Annotated in this window: 24 protein-coding genes and 1 tRNA gene; 15 read left to right on the top strand and 10 right to left on the bottom strand. The window is 35.1% G+C overall.

The window, feature by feature from the left end; all coding sequences use genetic code 11:
- Nucleotides 1-11: 11 nt before the first annotated feature.
- Both CWO92_RS16525 and ymaG read left to right on the top strand, forming a co-directional pair.
- Nucleotides 12-1,121 (top strand): GerAB/ArcD/ProY family transporter, encoded by a 1,110-nt coding sequence (locus CWO92_RS16525; protein WP_101355315.1) that lies wholly within the window; start codon nt 12-14, stop codon nt 1,119-1,121.
- Between the two features lie 79 nt (nt 1,122-1,200).
- Entirely contained in the window at nt 1,201-1,383 is a 183-nt protein-coding gene (gene ymaG, locus CWO92_RS16520) for an inner spore coat protein YmaG (RefSeq protein WP_101355314.1), read from the top strand.
- Between the two features lie 87 nt (nt 1,384-1,470).
- On the opposite strand, the gene CWO92_RS26750 is transcribed toward ymaG, so the two are convergent.
- Complete coding sequence (locus tag CWO92_RS26750; RefSeq protein ID WP_496197111.1) at nt 1,471-1,566, bottom strand: hypothetical protein; 96 nt, start codon at nt 1,564-1,566, stop codon at nt 1,471-1,473.
- Nucleotides 1,567-1,573: 7 nt separating this feature from the next.
- Complete coding sequence (locus CWO92_RS16515; RefSeq protein WP_101355313.1) at nt 1,574-1,840, bottom strand: YuzC family spore coat inner layer protein; 267 nt, start codon at nt 1,838-1,840, stop codon at nt 1,574-1,576.
- A gap of 137 nt (nt 1,841-1,977) precedes the next feature.
- Between CWO92_RS16515 and CWO92_RS16510 the strand changes: the two genes are divergently transcribed.
- Complete coding sequence (locus CWO92_RS16510) at nt 1,978-2,364, top strand: PaaI family thioesterase (RefSeq protein WP_101355312.1); 387 nt, start codon at nt 1,978-1,980, stop codon at nt 2,362-2,364.
- Nucleotides 2,365-2,433: 69 nt separating this feature from the next.
- Here CWO92_RS16510 and kapB read toward each other — a convergent pair whose 3' ends face one another.
- Complete coding sequence (kapB, locus tag CWO92_RS16505) at nt 2,434-2,817, bottom strand: kinase-associated lipoprotein KapB (protein ID WP_101355311.1); 384 nt, start codon at nt 2,815-2,817, stop codon at nt 2,434-2,436.
- 155 nt (nt 2,818-2,972) lie between these two features.
- Between kapB and CWO92_RS16500 the strand changes: the two genes are divergently transcribed.
- Together CWO92_RS16500 and CWO92_RS16495 are read left to right on the top strand one after the other, a co-directional pair.
- Entirely contained in the window at nt 2,973-3,575 is a 603-nt protein-coding gene (locus CWO92_RS16500) for a peptidylprolyl isomerase (protein WP_101355310.1), read from the top strand.
- Between the two features lie 134 nt (nt 3,576-3,709).
- Nucleotides 3,710-3,919, top strand: a complete 210-nt coding sequence (locus CWO92_RS16495) for a hypothetical protein (RefSeq protein ID WP_101355309.1) — start codon at nt 3,710-3,712, stop codon at nt 3,917-3,919.
- 146 nt (nt 3,920-4,065) lie between these two features.
- Here CWO92_RS16495 and CWO92_RS16490 read toward each other — a convergent pair whose 3' ends face one another.
- The 3 genes from CWO92_RS16490 to CWO92_RS16480 all read right to left on the bottom strand — a co-directional run bounded on the left by CWO92_RS16490 (nt 4,066) and on the right by CWO92_RS16480 (nt 6,727).
- Nucleotides 4,066-4,590 (bottom strand): NAD(P)H-dependent oxidoreductase, encoded by a 525-nt coding sequence (locus CWO92_RS16490; RefSeq protein ID WP_101355308.1) that lies wholly within the window; start codon nt 4,588-4,590, stop codon nt 4,066-4,068.
- Nucleotides 4,591-4,677: 87 nt separating this feature from the next.
- Nucleotides 4,678-6,111 carry an ABC transporter permease gene (locus tag CWO92_RS16485; protein WP_101355307.1) on the bottom strand — a complete coding sequence of 478 codons (1,434 nt, stop codon included), beginning with the start codon at nt 6,109-6,111 and terminating at the stop codon, nt 4,678-4,680.
- Between the two features lie 409 nt (nt 6,112-6,520).
- Entirely contained in the window at nt 6,521-6,727 is a 207-nt protein-coding gene (locus CWO92_RS16480; RefSeq protein ID WP_101355306.1) for a helix-turn-helix domain-containing protein, read from the bottom strand.
- Between the two features lie 240 nt (nt 6,728-6,967).
- Here CWO92_RS16480 and yugI point away from each other — a divergent pair, with 240 nt between their 5' ends.
- Nucleotides 6,968-7,360 carry a S1 domain-containing post-transcriptional regulator GSP13 gene (gene yugI / locus CWO92_RS16475; protein WP_101355305.1) on the top strand — a complete coding sequence of 131 codons (393 nt, stop codon included), beginning with the start codon at nt 6,968-6,970 and terminating at the stop codon, nt 7,358-7,360.
- 19 nt (nt 7,361-7,379) lie between these two features.
- Here the strand turns inward: yugI and CWO92_RS16470 are convergent, their stop codons facing one another.
- Nucleotides 7,380-8,723, bottom strand: coding sequence for a sigma 54-interacting transcriptional regulator (locus CWO92_RS16470; RefSeq protein WP_101355304.1), 1,344 nt, complete (start codon nt 8,721-8,723; stop codon nt 7,380-7,382).
- Between the two features lie 363 nt (nt 8,724-9,086).
- Between CWO92_RS16470 and CWO92_RS16465 the strand changes: the two genes are divergently transcribed.
- On the top strand, nt 9,087-10,286 hold the full coding sequence (locus tag CWO92_RS16465; RefSeq protein WP_101355303.1) for an ornithine--oxo-acid transaminase: 1,200 nt from the start codon (nt 9,087-9,089) through the stop codon (nt 10,284-10,286).
- Nucleotides 10,287-10,336: 50 nt separating this feature from the next.
- On the top strand, nt 10,337-11,581 hold the full coding sequence (locus CWO92_RS16460; protein WP_101355302.1) for a Glu/Leu/Phe/Val family dehydrogenase: 1,245 nt from the start codon (nt 10,337-10,339) through the stop codon (nt 11,579-11,581).
- A gap of 43 nt (nt 11,582-11,624) precedes the next feature.
- On the opposite strand, the gene CWO92_RS16455 is transcribed toward CWO92_RS16460, so the two are convergent.
- Complete coding sequence (locus tag CWO92_RS16455; RefSeq protein ID WP_101355301.1) at nt 11,625-11,852, bottom strand: DUF378 domain-containing protein; 228 nt, start codon at nt 11,850-11,852, stop codon at nt 11,625-11,627.
- 168 nt (nt 11,853-12,020) lie between these two features.
- Here CWO92_RS16455 and CWO92_RS16450 point away from each other — a divergent pair, with 168 nt between their 5' ends.
- Both CWO92_RS16450 and CWO92_RS16445 read left to right on the top strand, forming a co-directional pair.
- Nucleotides 12,021-13,370: a glucose-6-phosphate isomerase gene (locus CWO92_RS16450; RefSeq protein ID WP_101355300.1), complete on the top strand. Its 1,350-nt coding sequence runs from the start codon at nt 12,021-12,023 to the stop codon at nt 13,368-13,370.
- A gap of 79 nt (nt 13,371-13,449) precedes the next feature.
- Entirely contained in the window at nt 13,450-13,851 is a 402-nt protein-coding gene (locus CWO92_RS16445) for a YugN-like family protein (RefSeq protein ID WP_101355299.1), read from the top strand.
- A 3-nt stretch (nt 13,852-13,854) separates the two neighbouring features.
- Here CWO92_RS16445 and CWO92_RS16440 read toward each other — a convergent pair whose 3' ends face one another.
- Entirely contained in the window at nt 13,855-14,847 is a 993-nt protein-coding gene (locus tag CWO92_RS16440) for a potassium channel family protein (RefSeq protein WP_101355298.1), read from the bottom strand.
- Nucleotides 14,848-14,960: 113 nt separating this feature from the next.
- Here CWO92_RS16440 and CWO92_RS16435 point away from each other — a divergent pair.
- From CWO92_RS16435 to CWO92_RS16415, 5 genes are all read left to right on the top strand, one after another.
- A tRNA-Ala gene (locus CWO92_RS16435) sits at nt 14,961-15,033 on the top strand.
- Between the two features lie 361 nt (nt 15,034-15,394).
- Nucleotides 15,395-15,790 carry a hypothetical protein gene (locus tag CWO92_RS16430; RefSeq protein ID WP_101355297.1) on the top strand — a complete coding sequence of 132 codons (396 nt, stop codon included), beginning with the start codon at nt 15,395-15,397 and terminating at the stop codon, nt 15,788-15,790.
- A 253-nt stretch (nt 15,791-16,043) separates the two neighbouring features.
- Entirely contained in the window at nt 16,044-16,742 is a 699-nt protein-coding gene (locus CWO92_RS16425; protein WP_101355296.1) for a DsbA family protein, read from the top strand.
- Nucleotide 16,743: 1 nt separating this feature from the next.
- A complete protein-coding gene (locus tag CWO92_RS16420) occupies nt 16,744-17,145 on the top strand; it encodes a disulfide oxidoreductase (RefSeq protein WP_101355295.1) in 402 nt (133 codons plus the stop codon).
- Nucleotides 17,146-17,614: 469 nt separating this feature from the next.
- Nucleotides 17,615-18,508, top strand: coding sequence for a DMT family transporter (locus CWO92_RS16415; protein WP_101355294.1), 894 nt, complete (start codon nt 17,615-17,617; stop codon nt 18,506-18,508).
- Here the strand turns inward: CWO92_RS16415 and CWO92_RS25485 are convergent.
- Nucleotides 18,505-18,672, bottom strand: coding sequence for a hypothetical protein (locus CWO92_RS25485; RefSeq protein WP_158175273.1), 168 nt, complete (start codon nt 18,670-18,672; stop codon nt 18,505-18,507). The genes CWO92_RS16415 and CWO92_RS25485 overlap by 4 nt on opposite strands.
- Between the last annotated feature and the right edge of the window lie 296 nt (nt 18,673-18,968).

Below are 18,968 nucleotides of genomic sequence, written 5' to 3'. Positions count from 1 at the left end.
TGTGTGTTATATTGGAAAATGCAAAGCTTACTTTATATCAATTATTTGTATTAATACTTTTATTCGAAACAGGAAGTTCGATTGTTATAACCCTGGGAATCGATGCAAATCAGGATGCATGGATGACAATTCTGCTTGGTCTTGCTCTGGGACTGATATTATTTTTAGTATATTATCAATTATCTTCCTACTATCCAAATAAAATCTTGACTCAATATACGAAAAATATTGCTGGTCCTTTTTTAGGAAGTATTATTGGTTATTTATATGTCATATATTTTATGTATTTGGCCGCAAGGGTATTAAGGGATTTTGGGGAATTACTGTTAACCTTTGCGTACAGTGAAACCCCTTTAATTATTATTAATGCAATAATGGTCTTAACTATTGTATATGGTGTTAGCAAGGGTATTGAGGTAATGGCGCGAACAGGAGAATTATTTTTTATCTTTCTTTACCTTCTTGCAATAGTTGGCTTTTTTCTTATTTTGTTTGCAGGATTAATTGATATTAATAATCTTAAGCCGATGTTTGCAAATGGGATTGAGCCAATTATTAAAGTTACGTTGAAACAAACGATGTATGTTCCCTTTGGAGAAGTAATTGTCTTTTCTATGATTCTCCCCTATCTTAATCATTTTAAAAAAGGGAGAAAAATTGGGTTATACGCGATTTCCTTAAGTGGTATAAACCTAGCTCTTACCACTGTAATAAATGTTGCAGTATTAGGGGTAGATGTTAATAAACGTTCGCCGTTTCCGCTTTTATCTACCATTCAACTAATAAAGGTTGCTGAATTTTTGGAAAGATTAGATGTGTTTTTTATGTTGGCATTAATTATGGGGTGCTTTTTTAAGATAAGTATTTATTTTTATGCCTCTGTCGTGGGGATATCTGATTTATTAAAAGTAAAAGAGCATAAGAAATTAGCTTTTCCATTAGGAATAATTTTAATTTTAGTTTCCATGATGATTGCAACAAGTTACCCCGAGCATATTAAAGAAGGCTTAAATTTTGTCCCACTTTATTTACATTTGCCTATGCAAGTAATTTTGCCGCTATTTTTACTTGTGGTTTCCTTTTTTAGAAATAGGAAAAAGGGGACAAAGGCTGATAAATGACCACCGGGCTTGTGCCCAGTCCAATTAATGTGCAAATGCATATAGTAATGGTATAGGAGAAAGAAGGAGGTAACCTTAATTGAATTATTATCATCATGCTCCTACTGCATATCAGCATAGACAATTCCCATTTTTCTTCGGTGCACCGCTTCTTGGTGGTTTTGTAGGAGGCTTACTCGGAAGTGCGTTATTGAGACCACGTCCTCCATTTTATGGTGGATACCCATATCCACCATATGTTGGATACGGCCCATATTATTAAAAAGAAAGCAAGTGTTAGACAGAGGGGAACTCTGTTTGATACTTGCTTTTTTATGTACTCAATCATGATAATCATGTTGATCGATGTCTACATCCACCTTATCCTTAATTCAACATCACAGCAATCGGTAGGATCATCTTTTCTTGAAAGAGTAACGATGAATCCGCTTGGATTAAAGCGAATATTAGATTTACTTTTTATACCGGTTTGAGAAAGAAATTATCCTGTTGACTTCCGTTACATTTGAATGTTGGGCTGCAATCATTATTTTTTTAGCAAATGCGTCAGAATTTGAAATACGCTTCATTAATATTTGAGCATCTCTTAAAATTGGATCCATTTTTCTGGCAGAGTCCATAAACATTTTTGGATTTACTGGAAGGAATTGACGATGGGGAAAAACGTAATTTGGAATTGGGGGATATGCATGATAATAATGAAACGGATATCTATTCATCCTTTCATCCCTTCCCTGATCTTAATCATCTTTAAAAGAATATGTATAAAATCGCAAAATATGAAAAGGATTTTATAGCTGGTTCCTTGAATTCTTTAAAGGTATACATAAAAATAAACGATAGAGGAGTGAATACCATGGAGATAAAAAATACATTGATGGAAGCACTTGGCATAGAAATAAAGGAGGTTTCGGATGGGAAAGTTGTTGCGACCATGCCGGTTAATGAACATACACGGCAGCCATTCGGATACCTCCATGGTGGGGCATCCGTTGCGTTAGCGGAAACAGTCGCAAGCTTAGGGGCAGCAAATTCAATAGATTTAGAAAACGAAATTTGTTTTGGTCTAGAGATTAATGCCAATCACATCCGTTCAAAGCGGGATGGGGTAGTTAGTGCAACTGCTGAGGTTGTACATAAAGGGAAAAGCACACAGGTATGGCAAATTCATATTAAGGATGAAGAAGGAAATTTAATTTGTCTATCGAGATGTACAATGGCTGTTGTTCCGAAGAAAAAGTAAACTAAAATGACAACAATTTTTCGAATGAATGATTGTTGTCATTATTATTATCCATGCATTTAATTAACCTTATAAGGAATACATTGATTCATATTCTTTTAGAATGTTATCTAAGCATTCAATACTTCTTTGATTAAAAGGAGTATCGGACGATTTTAATTCACTATAGAGCTTATTAAATGCATCTCGCAAGGATTCTGTATAATCCGGAACCTCTCCATCAAAAGGTTTTACCATTTTTAATGGAATATTCGTTTGTTCTCTATAAGCCAATGCTTTTCTTTCATGAAAAAAAGCGACATCTGTTTCTTTTGGATGATGTAAATCACCTTGCATTGGATGTTTTAATACTGCCAATGTTTTTACTAGATAGCGATCTGGATGACATGCTGTGATTTCACCAACATATTTCCCTGTTTTATTAAAAAAAGTTACAATTTCTCCAGTTTGCATGATAAATCTACCTCCGCTTCTTTCAGTGACCTATATCCATTATGAAAGGAAATGTTATAAAAAGCAAAGACAATGGTATGGAAACTTGGCTAATGGAAAAAATTCTAGTAAAGTAGGGAAGAAGGAATGACATACATAAAAAGGAGAATTGGAAAATGACAGAACAAAATACATATCCTCAATTAACAAAGGAAGTACTTGAAAATGAAAAACTTGTTGAAATGAAAACCAATATGGGGAGTATTAAAATTAAATTATTTCCTGAATTTGCTCCAAAAACAGTGGAAAACTTTGTAACCCATAGTGAAAATGGCTATTATGAAGGCATTATCTTCCATCGTGTCATTAATGGCTTTATGATCCAAGGTGGGGATCCATCTGGAAATGGAACAGGCGGACAAAGTATTTATGGCGCTACATTTGAAGATGAGTTTTCTCCGCAGCTTTTCAATTTCCGTGGAGCATTGTCAATGGCAAATGCAGGTCCAAATACAAATGGAAGTCAATTTTTTATCGTACAAAGCAAACAAATCGATCCAAGTATGAAAGCACAATTAGAACAAGCAGGTTATCCAGAGCAAATTGTAAATGAATACATGGAAAAAGGCGGTACACCTTGGCTTGATTTCCGTCATACTGTATTTGGCCAAGTTGTAGAAGGAATGGATGTAGTAGATAAGATTGCAGAAGTAAAAACAAATATGCGTGATAAACCGGAAGACGATGTTGTTATTGAAAAAATTACGGTTTTAAAATAAGATAAAAGGCTGCCCTTGTGGCAGTCTTACTTTTTGTAAAAAAGTTTTCATCTTTCCGATATTGGTTTTCATCTTAAGAAGTTGATATAATTTATGTTAGGATAATTGATATTTAATTGAAAGGGAGTTCGCATATGTTTAACCCTTTACATGCAATGGTATTTAATCTGTTCTTATATTTTCCAGAAGATAAAAGAGAATATATTCCAGCAGTAATTTCCTTATCTATTTTCATGATTCTTGCTGTAATTACGTTTATTATTATTTTAAAGGTAAATAAAAAACAATTATCAAAAGCACATCAAATGGAAGAACAAATTAGGAAGAACATGGAAAATGAATGAATTTCAGTGGGCCAACAATAGATGTTGGTCTCTATTTTTAATCAATATGCTAACTAGGATACCTCACACTAAAAGCACAAGAAAAGATACGATTATCATAAATGGCACGACATGTAAGTGGAAAATGGCCAATGAAGCCATTCTTTCTACTTTTTGAGCTGAGTTGTTACTTGAACAACGCGTTCTCCTAATGCTCTTCCGAGTGCCTGATCCTGCTCATTTAATAGGGAGGAGCTTTCAATGGGGCAAGATATTCCAACGCCATAATAGGAACCGTAAAGAGCGTTTTCTGGTATATTTCCTGGTAATCCTACTATAATCATGCCCTGATGTAGCATTGGAGTAATAAGGTTTAGTAATGTTGCTTCTAATCCCCCATGTGTGGTGGCTATTGTACAAAAAACAGCGCCAACTTTATCTACGAGTTTTCCTCGTGCCCATAGATAACCAAGCTTATCGATCCACTTTTTTAATCCCGAACTAACACTTCCGAAATGGCCTGGGCATCCCCAAATAATCGCATCCATTTCCGGAAGTGTATGGACATCAGCTTCATCGACATGTTTCACATATACGGTTGCTTTGCCGGTATCTTCTGCTCCACGGCCAATCGCTTTTGCTAAAGCTTCTGTATGACCGCCTTCGCTATCATATACAATATATACTTTCATTTACTATCTCTCCATTACTTTAATGAGTATGCATACCATTAACAGGACGTTGATACAAATTTTTTCTATTATTCACATCCACTTGTTTCATTTATTTTTCTTATGTAACGATTTTAATGCATTTCGGAACTCTTCATCTTTCATTTCGAGTTGTTCTTTCTTGAAAAGACGAGCCTCTTCTGGATTTCCTTTTGCTAAATTACTTAAAGCTTGACGAAACATCTCATCTTTTCCTCTTTTAGCATGTTGCGCCTCTGCTTTATGGTCAGATGATTGATGAGGAATTTCATTGGTCACTTCTACTTCTATTTTCTTGCCGCTTTCATCTACAACCGTTTCTTTCGATACTTTCGTCAAATTGATAAATGCGATAAGAATCGCCAAAGTCAATATAAAATAGATGGATAGTGCATATAAAGCATTTCCAAGTCCTGCTTGTAATCTTCCGTCATAATAAAGTAATGCCCTTATACCGTCTACAATATATCTTGTAGGTAAAATAAAACTGAACAGTCGATGAACGATTGGTAATGTCGATAAAGGAAATGCGCCTCCGCTTGAAAATATTCCCATAAAATTCAACGGGAACATTACTAACATTCCCCATCCACCTAAAAAAACTGCAATAGTTTTGAATAGTAGAAACATTGTGGTGATACTAAAAAAAGTGAATAAAAATATCATCAAAATGCTTGAAGAATGTGCGCTCGCGAAAAGCCCAAATACGCCAAGCTGGATTACAATGGAAACACAAAAGGTTAAAATTATACCAAAAATGATTTCTGATTGAAGAACTTCAGACTCACTTAACGCAGATCCCCTTTTCTTCAGCGTGCCATTTCCCCGCAAAAGATATCCATGGATCATATTTGCTCCCAACATCCCGGTGATGGATGAGATTAAGGCCATAACGAACGGTGTCATTCCTTTATTAAGATTAACCGGCAGACCCAGTACATTCTTGGAAGTAACCACTACTGGTTTGTCTAGTAGGGAAGCATTTTCCGGTACTACTCTTATTCCTCTTTGTGCAAGCTCTTTTTTTAGTTGACTGCTAATTCCATTAGAAGCAGATAAAGCGACGGTTTGAAGGGTATTACTCGCAATCATGGATGCAGTTTGCCCAATCCCTTCGTTCAAGAAAATTTCTAATTTAGCAGGTTTCCCATTTGTAATACCTGTTATTAGTGTGTCGTGTACATTGCCCAGACCTTTTGAATAGTTAGAAGGAATGATCAATGCGCCGTATGCTTTGTTATTTTTTAAATCCGTCAATGCTTGCTGTCTGCTTTTATCGACAACCCATTTAAAGGAATTTCCATTTTGTTTCTCAATAAGATTTAATAATATAGCATCGCCAACTTTTCCCTTATCTTCATTTACAATAATGAGGGGAACATCAGACATATTTTGCTTTGCGCCTTTGAAGATTGGCAGATACACGCATACCATGACAAGCATCAATAATGATATTAACCAGATAGGAAACCAAGAGGAGCTTAATTTAAACAATTGCTTCACGATTCTATTCCCCTTACAAAGGATATTTTTTCATTTTCATTATGTCCATGTTAGTACCAATTATGAGAAAAGTATTTGTCTAAATATTGGAGACAGAAAATCGAAGAAATTTACGTATCATCATTTAATAATTGAGTCCGATAGATGCTGTAAAGATGGTAGAAGGTGGTAGGGTATCTACAGGGACGGTGTATTCATATGAATTTCCGCCTTAAATTGACTAAACAGAAGGGCATAAAAAAGGACGAGGCAAAATTGTCTCGTCAAAAAATAAAAATAAAAAGGGGGAATACTAGTGTAGCTTCAGCTCAAAAGTGAGCCTCCACTAACAGAAAGCCTTGTGGTATAAGGATAGCCAAAAATAAATAATAATAAACTAGGCAATGAAAAAAATAATTCCAAAATCTAATTATTTTTGATTTTCATCTGAAAGGGACGATGCTGGAACATCTAAAATGGTCGAAAGTTTGAAGATAGTCTCTGTATTTGGAATTTGCTCACCAGATTCATATTTTTCAATCACAGCCGTACCTAATCTTGCTTTTAAGGCCAATTCTTCTTGTGATAAATTTCTTTGTTCACGGTAAAATTTTAGATTTTCTGCAAATGAAGCCAATGTTATTCCTCCTTATCCATTCCTATTATTGCTATTGTACCACAATAAGATAATAGTCATTTATGGGGAATCTTGAAAATTTTGTTCCAATTTGTTGTTAAACATAGAATGATGATTCTGCAAAATACAAGATGGTTATTCTTTACATGGGCTTATTTTTGCGTGATATTAACTGTTATGATATAATTTTTTATTGCGTATATACACGAGAAAAACACTAATAAAAATAGGAGTGGTTCCATGACAACAAATTATGAAATTGGATCAGTTATAACGGGAAAAGTAGCGGGAATTCAACCATATGGTGCATTTATTGCATTAGATGATAATACTCAAGGTTTAGTTCATATTTCCGAGATTAAGCACGGTTTTGTAAAAGATATTCATGATGTTTTAAGCATTGGAGATGAAGTAAAAGTAAAGGTCCTTTCTGTTGATGAAGAGAACGGAAAAATTAGCTTGTCCATCCGTGCGACAGAAGAAGCACCAAAAGCTACACAAGCAACTTCTAAACCACGTCGCCGTCAAGCAAGTGTAAAAACAGAGGAACCGACTGAAGGCTTCAATACATTAAAGGAAAAATTACAAGAGTGGATTTCACAATCAGAACGGGAAGATTTAATTAAAAAATAATCCAGGCATATGCCTGGATTTATTTTTTTACGATACCATGTTTTCTTATTCGATATTGCAAATTTTGTCTGCTCATTTGCAGAGCGTTAGCTGTTTTCGTAATATTGTAATCGTGAAATTGTAAAGCTTTTTGAATATAGTAAGTTTCTGCTTCCTGCAAATATTCCTCAAGAGGTTTTATTTCCTTATCCCTTTGAAATAAGAACTCATTTTCCTCTGCAATTCTATGATTGAAATTGGCAGGCAGGTGATGATACTCCATTATTTCTTCGTTCTTCATTAATTTCATAGTTTCTTCTATGATATGTTCCAATTCTTTGATATTTCCTGGCCAATCATATTCAACGAGCTCTTTAAGCGCTTTTTCGGAAATATTGGTAACATTCATCTTGAATCTTTCATTAAATTTATGAATAAATGCATTTACCATTTCGGGAATATCCTGTTTTCTATTTCTTAATGGTGGAAGGACGATAGAAGATTGACTCAAATAATAGTATAGATCCTTTAGTAATTTTCCCTCTGTAATTGTTTCAATGGGATCATCACTTATACTCCCCATGATTCGGACGTGAAAAGATCTTTCACTTGCCTCCCCATTTCGTCTTACTTTATTGTTCCTTAATGTATGTAATAACCTTGATTGAATTTCTAATGGCAAATAGTGTACTTCTTCTAATAAGAGAGAACCACCGTTTGCCATTTCGAGAATTCCTTCCTGATCCTTTTCCCCAAATAATATATTTTCTAAGTAAGATCCGGAAAGTTCAGCACAATCTTGATAATAAAAATTCCCTTGTACTTCACTATGATAATGGATGCTTTGAGTAATAATATTTTTATATGTTCCATGTTCACCAATGATAAACAAAGGAGAGGACATGGCAGAGGCTTGTTTTGCTATCTGAATCACTTCTTCCGGATACCATTTGTTGGTCTCTAATTGTTCAAATGTATAGGAAGCAAATTCATTCCTTACCAGCTTACTGCCAAGAATTCTTTCGAGCTTTGTCACATCTTGAACAATTTCAACAGCCCCGATTATTTTACTCTCCTTTTTTAATGGATAGGTACTATGGACAGTATTAATCTCTAATCCACGATTATTAAAATATTTTTGTTTACTGTTAAGAATAGGTTCTCCTGTCTTTAATACTTGTATTAAAGTACTTCCTTCATCTTGAAAAAATTGAAAAACATCCAAAATGTTCTTGTCCAATACATCCTCAATGTCCATTCCTTCAATTTCCATCATTTTCTTGTTATAAATGACTGTCCTGCCATCCTGATCAACAGCGTGAATCCCTACATCCAAAAAGTCAAGAACCATTTTATAAACAGTTAATAAGGTTTCGTTATCCATTAGAAATCACCCCCCTTAAAAATTTTCGAAAAAGCACTTGAAATATGCAATCTATTTTTGCATTATTATATTGTAAGGGTTTTCTAAATGCAAATTTTTTTTGCACTAATGTCATGTTTTGAAGTAAATATATGTCATTTAAGGAGGCGGTCTAATTATTCCATTACAAAGAGTAGGCAACTCAGTAAGTGATAAAATCTTTAAAGGTCCTGTTGTGGACCAAGCTGCATATAATAAAATACTAAGCCATTTGGTGATGGAAAACTAGAAGGACCTTCATACGCAAAGTATCTAGTAAACTTTAAATAGGAGTCTATCTATTTAGGAGAAGGCTTTGTTATATAACGATAGGGGGATAAGAAATTGGAGACATTAACAAAATCACAACAACTAATCGAACAAACTGAAAACTATGGTGCACATAATTATCATCCGCTGCCAGTCGTTATTTCGGAGGCAGAAGGTGTTTGGGTCAAGGACCCAGAGGGTAATAGGTATATGGATATGTTAAGTGCATATTCTGCAGTTAATCAAGGACATCGCCATCCAAAGATTATTGCTGCATTAAAAAAACAAGCCGATCGCGTAACCTTAACCTCCCGTGCGTTTCACAGTGATCAGCTTGGGCCTTGGTATGAAAAAGTATCTAAACTAACAAACAAGGATATGGTATTGCCTATGAATACAGGAGCTGAAGCGGTGGAAACGGCTGTAAAAGCGGCACGCAGATGGGCGTACGATGTAAAGGGAGTGGCTCCTGATCAGGCTGAAATCATTGGATGTGAAGGTAATTTTCATGGTCGTACCATGACAGCGGTTTCGCTATCTTCTGATGAGGAATATAAGAGAGGCTTTGGACCAATGCTGCCAGGCATCAAATTGATTCCTTATGGAGATATTGAAGCATTGAAAAAAGCGATTACTCCAAATACAGCTGCATTCTTAATGGAACCAATTCAAGGGGAAGCTGGTATTGTTATTCCACCGGAGGGCTTTCTAAAAGCTGCATATGAGTTATGTAAAGAAAATAATGTATTGTTTATTGCGGATGAGATTCAATCAGGTTTATGCCGCACTGGAAAACTATTTGCTTGTGATTGGGAAGAAGTTACTCCGGATGTGTATATATTAGGGAAAGCCTTAGGAGGCGGTGTTTTTCCTATTTCATGTGTAGTAGCTAATAAAGACATTTTAGGAGTATTCAATCCGGGTTCTCACGGCTCTACATTTGGTGGAAATCCGCTTGCATGTGCAGTTTCTATAGCAGCCTTGGACGTTTTACTGGATGAGGAACTTGCAGAACGTTCTCGTGAGCTTGGAGAGTATTTTATGCAAAGTCTAAAAGAAATTGAGAATCCAATGATTAAAGAGGTTCGTGGCAAAGGGTTATTTATTGGAGTCGTTCTAGATGAACCAGCTCGAAAGTATTGTGAGTTACTTAAGGCAGAAGGGTTACTATGTAAAGAAACTCATGAAAATGTAATCCGTTTTGCCCCTCCGCTAGTAATTTCTAAGGAAGATTTAGATTGGGCAATTGAACGGATTAAAAAAGTATTATCTTAATGGTACAATTCAAGCGTCACACGATTATTTACAATAAAGAGGCGAAATCGATGGAAGAGAATCTAAATTTATTTACGTCAACGCAGGATATTATAAAAGAGGCACTAGAAAAATTAGGTTTTAATGATGAAATGTATGAGCTTTTAAAAGAACCATTACGAGTTTTGACTGTAAGAATTCCTATACGGATGGACGATGGTACGGTAAAAGTTTTCCAAGGCTACCGCTCTCAGCATAATGATGCTGTTGGACCTACAAAAGGGGGAGTGCGCTTTCATCCCGAAGTGAATGAGGATGAAGTGAAGGCTCTATCCATGTGGATGACTTTGAAATGCGGGATTGTAGGTCTACCGTATGGCGGGGGAAAAGGTGGAATTGTGTGTGATCCAAGAACCATGTCCATGAATGAAATTGAACGTCTTAGCCGCGGGTATGTGCGCGCAATCAGTCAAATTGTTGGTCCTACAAAAGATATACCTGCACCAGATGTCTATACTAACTCACAAATAATGGCATGGATGATGGATGAATACAGCCGTTTACGTGAAAATGACTCACCTGGTTTCATTACTGGGAAACCTATAGTTTTAGGCGGATCAGAAGGACGTGAAAAGGCAACTGCTCAAGGTGTAACCATTTGTATTGAAGAAGCTGCTAAAAAGAAAGGAATCAATTTGAATGGGGCCAGGGTTGTAATTCAAGGGTTCGGAAATGCAGGAAGCTACTTGGCAAAATTCCTCCATGATTACGGAGCAAAAGTAATAGGGATTTCTGATGCTTATGGTGCTTTACATGATCCTGACGGTTTAGATATCGATTATTTGCTCGATCGTCGTGATAGCTTTGGTACAGTAACAACACTATTTGAAAATAAGATAACAAATAAAGAGCTTTTAGAGCTGGAATGTGATATTCTTGTTCCCGCTGCTATCTCCAATCAAATTACTGCAGATAATGCACATAATATTAAAGCGTCCATCATCGTAGAGGCCGCAAATGGTCCTACCACGATGGAAGCAACCAAAATCTTAAATGATAACGGTGTATTATTAGTACCAGATGTTCTTGCGAGTGCTGGCGGTGTAACTGTTTCTTATTTTGAATGGGTGCAAAATAATCAAGGATACTATTGGTCTGAAGAGGAAGTAAATGATAAGCTTCGAACCAAACTGGTAGCATCTTTTAACAATGTATATAAAACTGCAGAAACACGCCATGTTAATATGCGATTAGCAGCCTATATGGTTGGATTGCGCAATGCTGCAGAAGCCTCTAAATTTAGAGGTTGGGTCTAATAAGAAAAGCAACTCTCGTTCAATGAGAGTTGCTTTTCTTTTGTTAACGAGTTGTCCTCGCCTCTGAGCGTTCAAGTTCTGGATTAGGTTTAAATAGTAATCCAAGGTTGATAAGACCAGCGATTCCAACAATTCCATATATAATTCTTGTTAATGCACTTGCATGCCCAAATATTGCTGCTACTAAATCAAATTGAAAAAATCCGATGAGACCCCAGTTAATAGCGCCAATAATGGTAAATACTAATGCGATTCTTTGAATGGCACTCATCCTTTTTTCCTCCTTTTTATGATGATTCGTTTATAGATTGCATTACTTTCTAAAAAATTATTCATACTAATGATGGGGTTAAGTAAGATTATTTGATGTACCATTCTTGAAAAATAGACTTTCTTTCGATAAAGTGAAACAGTAAGAGCTCAAAAGGAGGAATAGAATATGTCGCATATTCGTTTTGATTATTCAAAGGCATTAACTTTTTTTGGAGAACATGAAATTACATATCTGAAAGATGCAGTAAAGACAGCTCATCGTACTTTGCATGATAAATCAGGAGCAGGTAATGACTTTTTGGGATGGATTGACTTACCGGTAAACTATGACAAAGAGGAATTTAACCGTATTCAAAAGGCTGCTGAGAAAATTCAGAATGACTCGGATGTATTGCTTGTTATTGGGATTGGCGGTTCTTATTTAGGCGCAAGAGCAGCGATAGAAATGCTTAATCACAGCTTCTATAATGTTCTTTCAAAAGAAAAACGGAAGACACCGCAAATTATCTTTTTAGGAAACAATATTAGTTCTACCTACATGACAGACGTCATGGACCTTTTACAGGATAAAAACTTCTCTATCAATGTGATTTCTAAATCAGGAACTACTACAGAGCCAGCTATTGCATTTAGGATTTTCAAAAAATTACTGCAAGAAAAATATGGAGAAGAAGAAGCCAGAAAACGTATTTATGCAACCACAGACAAGGCTAGGGGAGCGTTAAAAACACTAGCGAATGAAGAAGGATATGAATCCTTTGTGATTCCAGATGATGTTGGTGGCAGATACTCTGTATTAACGGCAGTCGGTTTACTTCCTATTGCAGTAAGTGGTGCTAACATAGAAGACATGATGAAAGGAGCAGCACAAGCAAGAAATGATTTTGGAGCGGAGGGGCTTGAAAATAATCTTGCATATCAATACGCTGCAGTAAGGAATATCCTTTACAATAAAGGAAAAACAATTGAAATGCTCATTAACTATGAGCCAGGATTACAATATTTCTCTGAGTGGTGGAAACAACTCTTTGGAGAAAGTGAAGGTAAAGATCAAAAAGGTATCTTCCCATCTTCTGCTAATTTCTCAACTGATCTTCATTCATTAGGTCAGTATATTCAAGAGGGACGTCGTGATTTATTTGAAACAGTGATTAAGGTATCTAAACCACGTCATGAACTTAAGATTGACAAAGAACAGAATAATCTTGACGGACTAAATTATCTTGCAGGGCAAACAGTAGACTTTGTAAATAATAAAGCATTTGAAGGCACTCTTTTAGCTCATACAGATGGCGGAGTTCCAAACTTAGTGGTAGAAATCCCTCAAATGGATGAATACACATTTGGATATTTAGTATATTTCTTTGAAAAAGCTTGTGCGATTAGCGGGTATTTATTAGGCGTTAATCCATTCGACCAGCCTGGAGTGGAGGCATATAAGGTAAATATGTTTGCTTTACTCGGCAAACCAGGTTTCGAAGAGAAGAAAAAAGAGTTAGAAAAGAGATTAAAGTAGAGTTAATCAAGTTACTCTAAATAAAGAATATTAAGCCACTCCTTTGGAAAACTATAAAAAACAAAGGAGTGGCTTCTTTATGTATAAAATTCCATCACAAATTGAAGGGGAACATTTTGAATTATATAAATTAGAACAGATGCTAAAACCAATCGGCTATTCGATTGGCGGTGGATGGGATTATGATCATGGATTTTTTGATTTTAAAATGGCTGATGATGATGGGTATCACTTTTTACGATTGCCTTTTAGTTCTATAGAGGGTGCACTGGATACCGATGGAACGATAGTGGAGTTGGGAACACCTTTTATCTTAACGCATGTATACCAAAATGATCTGGATGATTTTGCAGGGATAGGAAATGTATCTGCATCCTTCGATCAATTTGCCGAACCGAAGGACGAGGATGCAGATATCCCTAAAAAATATGTAGACTTTGGAAAAGAACTTGTTCGAGAATTAGAGCAAATTTTACTATAAAATTTAATTTGCTATAACAAGTAATTGATCAGAAGTAAGGATTTGAAAATGGCTTGGGGGGTTAATGATGGTTTGATCCCCTCTTTTTAGCCCAATTAGTAACTTTCTTTCTTCTTTTAGATATGTGCTGATTTCCTCGAAATATTTCCCATTCCATCTCTCTGTCATCGGAATATACTTTAGATGATTGCCTTTTATATGATCTAGCATCATTAAAATGGTATCTGACATACCATGGGATAATAATGAATTTATCATAATATAACTCGATTGCGCATTCGTTTGTATCACTTCGTCAGCACCAGCGCGCTTTGCATTAATTACATTTTCATTCATTAAAATTTCTACTACACAATAGATATCAGGATGGAACCCCTTTACAGCGAGTAGTATCAAAATAGATCCCATATCTGCATGTGATTCATTTTCATTTTGATCTGCCGTTATTAATATATACTTTGCACTTTTTAACCCCGCTCTATAAAGGGTTTCATCGACTGATGCTTTCCCTTTTACAAAATGTACCTGATGAGTAGGGTATGGATTTCGATCTAGTGTATCATCTATTAGCACAATAGCCTGATTCTTATCTAGATCCAGCCATTGGTCAATGACATTTTTAGAACGTCCATTCCATCCGACTACAATAATATGATTTCGTCCTGTAAACATTTTTGTTCCTTTCACCGCCGCATTTTGAATCCGAATTGTAGAAGCTGCAATAGAGGCGAAATATGCTGAAACCACTCCTGCCCCGGTTAGGACAAGGAAAATGCCTAAAATTCTCCCCTTAACGGTTATGGGGTATACATCCCCATATCCAACCGTGGCAGTAGTAATTACTGCCCACCATATCCCGGTAAAAATCGTTGGAAACTGTTTAGGCTCTACATAATGTATGGCAATACCGAATGAAATAATTAATCCGAAAATAAGCAGCAGCAGTTTTATAATAATTGGCCAGCGAAGAATGCGGAAATATACGTTCTGAAGCATTTTATCAGCTCCTCAAATTTCCATTATTTCCTCATTTGATTTAGTGTATAACTATTTTGAAAAAATACACTTGAAGTTTTTGCAAAAGCTACTATAATTTTAAATATAGTGAAGGGGCATTAGCTCAGCTGGGAGAGTGCTTGCATGGCATGCAAGAGGTCAGGGGTTCGATCCCCCTATGCTCCATCGATATTCTAAACGACATTATTTCTCGTATTTTCGAGGGAATGTCGTTTTTTTGTGTGATTGGTGAGAACTAGTATCTTCGCTGAATAAGGTTCCGTAATGCGCAGTTACCATTGAATGGATGTTGCCATCACAATTGACTTCGCTTGGTAAATTTACCAATGATCTCTTATAGATTAAGCTAAATAAGCAATAATAGGATTGCCCAACCATTAAGCTTTGACAAGGAATGTTTCCAACATAAATATTTAAATCATCTCGCATTAAGGGTTCTGCAGGTGGACCAATAACAATTCCCCTTGTCATATTTATTGCTTTATTACCATATGATGAACTATCTAGTAAATATGGGGGAAAAGGCATGAGAAAACAGGTGGATCTTGTTACAGAAGAAATGGTAACGCAATATTTTGAATGGAGCCAACAAAAAAAAGAAATTGAAAGTAAAATGGAAGAATATAAAAAGGCTTTCCATCATTTTTTTGATCAACAGGTAGGGCTCAATACAAAAGGACAAGTTAAAATCGGGGACTATAAATTACAAAGGCTTATTCGAAAAACAGAAAAGTATGATGAAACGCAGACAGTTCAAAGATTGGAAGATTTAAAATTACATGATTTAATACAAATAGTAAAACGGCCAGATGAGGAAAAAATTAAATCTGCTATTCATTTAGGATTTTTAAAAGAATCCGATTTAGAAGGATGTTTGAAAGTATATTCTTCACCGGCTATTTCTGTAAAACTGGATAAATAGCACTTGGAATGGGATCACAATGAGTGGTCCCATTTAATTATGTTATTACTTGACTCAATTCACTTATTATTATACAGTTACTTACATAAAGTTACTAATCGGATTGAAGGATATGGCAATTTTACGAAAATACAAAGGGAATTATACAATTGTCATAGAAGTATAGTATGATTTGTTAGAAGAGTTTAATTGTTAAGTTTTATAATTCTATAAAAGGCAACCTGAAATAGAAATGGATTATTGAGGTGAAATAATGGCAAAACAAATGAGTAATTTAAAAAAGGCAAACAATTCATCGAGAACCTTCTTTTATTGGGTAGTAGGACTTGTGGTGATTTGTATTGTTGGATTGGTCTTATTAAGTAAGCTATCGGGTAAAAATAGTACAGACTTTGATTTTGACTATAAAAATCAGCCATATTTAGGTAGCAGCAGTGCCCCAGTTAAAATTGTGGAATTTGGCGATTATAAATGCCCTGTGTGCAAGAATTTTACAGAAAATGTATATCCTGCAACGATAAAAAGTCTGGTTGATTCAGGAAAAGTAAAGTTCTACTTTATGAATTATCCATTTATTAATACGGATTCTAAACGAGCTGCATTGTTTTCAGAGGCAGTATACGGCGAGCTAGGAAATGATGCTTTTTGGAAATTCCACGATTTGCTATATAAAAAGCAGCCGGAAGATGAAAAATATGAGCGTATCGACTTATATACAGATTCTTTTTTACAAGATACTTTAAAAGAAATTGTTAGTGATAAAGACGTACAAAAGGTAGAAAAGGCTCTTGCGGAAAAACGTTATAAAGATGCGTTAGCTAAAGATAAATCCTATGTGGACAAACTCAAAGTAAATTCTACTCCAACGTTTTTTATTAACGGTAAACAATTTACAGGGAAAACATACGAGGATCTTATGAACATGATAAATGATGCAACAAAGGGGAAATAAAATGAATAAAGCTCTTGGTTTCGCGTGGGTGACAGCTATAGTTGCAATGTTAGGAAGCTTGTACTTCAGCGAGATAATGAAGTTTATTCCCTGTACGCTGTGTTGGTACCAACGAATTCTAATGTATCCTTTGGTAATTATATTAGGAGTTGCAGTTTTTCATCATGATAATAAAATATATAAATATGTCCTTCCTTTATCCATAATTGGAATGATAGTATCTATATACCACTACAGTATACAAAAAGTACCGTTCATGAAAGAAGTTCAGGTTTGTTCCAGCGGAGTTCCTTGTTCCGGACAGTATATAAACTGGCTTGGTTTCATTACAATACCGCTGCTGGCCTTCATAGCCTTTACATTAATTACTATAGCAATGTTTAAAATCAAAAATTCTAAATAGCTAAAAAAGCGAAGCCTATGTTTTGTGCGGCTTCGCTTTTTTTTTACATATAATCTTGCAACCACCGATATCTGTACTCAAAACTTCATTCATGTCTGATATTTCATTATAGATTTCCGAAACCGATATTTGATATCCAACCAAGGCCATTTACTTTATTTAAATTACCTTTCTCTTATAAATCTCTGATTCTATCTAAAACAATTTGTGCAGCTAGTCGTAGCGGATCCATACTTATCGGGATATCATGATAATCAGGAAATGTATAGGTAGATTTAAATGGGAATGATTGTAAGAGAACTACAATCGAAATTACAAGGCTAGTCGTCAACTCAAGTGGTTTTCTTTTCAATTCTAGAATTGTTTGAATAAAGGAAGTAAAATTATTGGTTGGTAATTATATAGAAAAGGGTTACAATGATGTATGTCATTTCATATACAATATTGTAATAGATAGAAGGAGAATTGTATGAAAACTCCGAAAGTAAATCCGTACTTTGCATTGATAGTAGGGGTAATTGCTGTTTCCACATCTGCAATTCTAGTAAAATTATCATCTGCTGATTCTGGTGTAATAGCATTCTACCGTTTATTTTTTACTGTAGTAATGATGCTGCCGTTTTTTTTGGTGAAAAACGTAAGGGAAGTAAGGGCTATTACGTTGGGAGATTGGGTCAAGTCCATTATTGCAGGGATTTTTTTAGCATTTCATTTTATCTTGTGGTTTGAATCATTAAATCTTACATCTGTCGCAAGCTCAACCGTCCTGGTTACTTTGCAGCCGCTTTTTGCATTTATTGGTGCTTTCCTGATTTTTAAGGAGTCTTTCTCTGCCAAGGCTATTCTTAGCGGGGTTATTGCTGTAATAGGAAGTTTTATTATTAGTTGGGGAGATTTTGCGATAAATGGAAAGGCTCTGCTAGGTGATTTTATTGCACTTGCAGCATGCGCACTTGTTACGGGCTATTTGTTGATTGGTCAAAATATCCGAAAAAGGCTTTCGCTAATGACATATACGTTTATCGTTTATGCGATTAGTTCTATAGTACTATTTCTATACATTTTAATGAAAAAGGAGCCTTTTTACCATCTACATACTCAAGACTGGATTTACTTTATTCTATTAGCTATTTTTCCGACCTTATTGGGGCATACAATTTTTAATTGGTGTATAAAATGGATTAGTACAGCCACCATTTCAATGGCAATACTTTTCGAACCTATTGGAGCCGCGATATTAGCTTACTATATATTTAATGAAAAGATTGTCATAACACAAGTAATTGGAGGGATTATCATTATAGTAAGTGTAGTATTTTTTGTCTTAGACGGTAAATCCCCAAAAAGAAAAGTTAACCATTAAATAAATATATAAGCTAAACCGGAGAAAACAAATGCCATAACTACTACTAATAAAATATGGAGTGAAAGAACAGGCGATTTTTCTCGCTTCATTTCCATAACTACATAATAAAAAAGAAAAAATGTCATGATCATGGATAAAACAAGTGCAAAATTTCCAACCATATTAAATTACACCTTTCATTTATGAATGCTTTTTGTTAATATATTTATATATGGGACAAAGTATGTTTCATAAGAAAAGACTTAATAAATTTATTAAAATTTATATTGCAATGATATGCGAATCATGTTATATTATTATTCGTCCGATAGAGTTCAATGTTATCAAAAGTTAAACTTAAGAAAATTCTTTTTAAAAAAAGAGTTGACAAATTATCAGGCAAAATGATAAGATGTTTAAGTCGCTTCTGAAAGATAGTTGCGTTGATCTTTGAAAACTGAACAGAACGAAACGTCAA

The organism is Heyndrickxia camelliae, from assembly GCF_002844575.1.
GTDB classification, from domain to species: Bacteria; Bacillota; Bacilli; order Bacillales; family Bacillaceae_C; genus Margalitia; species Margalitia camelliae.
This window is presented reverse-complemented; position numbering and strand designations above follow the sequence as displayed.

What these genes read in the sequence shown, in the direction of transcription:
- CWO92_RS16515 (WP_101355313.1), bottom strand. Translation starts at nt 1,840, where the DNA reads ATGAATAGATATCCGTTTCATTATTATCATGCATATCCCCCAATTCCA.
- CWO92_RS16510 (WP_101355312.1), top strand. Translation starts at nt 1,978, where the DNA reads ATGGAGATAAAAAATACATTGATGGAAGCACTTGGCATAGAAATAAAG.
- kapB (WP_101355311.1), bottom strand. Translation starts at nt 2,817, where the DNA reads ATGCAAACTGGAGAAATTGTAACTTTTTTTAATAAAACAGGGAAATAT.
- CWO92_RS16500 (WP_101355310.1), top strand. Translation starts at nt 2,973, where the DNA reads ATGACAGAACAAAATACATATCCTCAATTAACAAAGGAAGTACTTGAA.
- CWO92_RS16495 (WP_101355309.1), top strand. Translation starts at nt 3,710, where the DNA reads ATGTTTAACCCTTTACATGCAATGGTATTTAATCTGTTCTTATATTTT.
- CWO92_RS16490 (WP_101355308.1), bottom strand. Translation starts at nt 4,590, where the DNA reads ATGAAAGTATATATTGTATATGATAGCGAAGGCGGTCATACAGAAGCT.
- yugI (WP_101355305.1), top strand. Translation starts at nt 6,968, where the DNA reads ATGACAACAAATTATGAAATTGGATCAGTTATAACGGGAAAAGTAGCG.
- CWO92_RS16470 (WP_101355304.1), bottom strand. Translation starts at nt 8,723, where the DNA reads ATGGATAACGAAACCTTATTAACTGTTTATAAAATGGTTCTTGACTTT.
- CWO92_RS16460 (WP_101355302.1), top strand. Translation starts at nt 10,337, where the DNA reads ATGGAAGAGAATCTAAATTTATTTACGTCAACGCAGGATATTATAAAA.
- CWO92_RS16455 (WP_101355301.1), bottom strand. Translation starts at nt 11,852, where the DNA reads ATGAGTGCCATTCAAAGAATCGCATTAGTATTTACCATTATTGGCGCT.
- CWO92_RS16450 (WP_101355300.1), top strand. Translation starts at nt 12,021, where the DNA reads ATGTCGCATATTCGTTTTGATTATTCAAAGGCATTAACTTTTTTTGGA.
- CWO92_RS16445 (WP_101355299.1), top strand. Translation starts at nt 13,450, where the DNA reads ATGTATAAAATTCCATCACAAATTGAAGGGGAACATTTTGAATTATAT.
- CWO92_RS16440 (WP_101355298.1), bottom strand. Translation starts at nt 14,847, where the DNA reads ATGCTTCAGAACGTATATTTCCGCATTCTTCGCTGGCCAATTATTATA.
- CWO92_RS16430 (WP_101355297.1), top strand. Translation starts at nt 15,395, where the DNA reads ATGAGAAAACAGGTGGATCTTGTTACAGAAGAAATGGTAACGCAATAT.
- CWO92_RS16425 (WP_101355296.1), top strand. Translation starts at nt 16,044, where the DNA reads ATGGCAAAACAAATGAGTAATTTAAAAAAGGCAAACAATTCATCGAGA.
- CWO92_RS16420 (WP_101355295.1), top strand. Translation starts at nt 16,744, where the DNA reads ATGAATAAAGCTCTTGGTTTCGCGTGGGTGACAGCTATAGTTGCAATG.
- CWO92_RS16415 (WP_101355294.1), top strand. Translation starts at nt 17,615, where the DNA reads ATGAAAACTCCGAAAGTAAATCCGTACTTTGCATTGATAGTAGGGGTA.
- CWO92_RS25485 (WP_158175273.1), bottom strand. Translation starts at nt 18,672, where the DNA reads ATGGTTGGAAATTTTGCACTTGTTTTATCCATGATCATGACATTTTTT.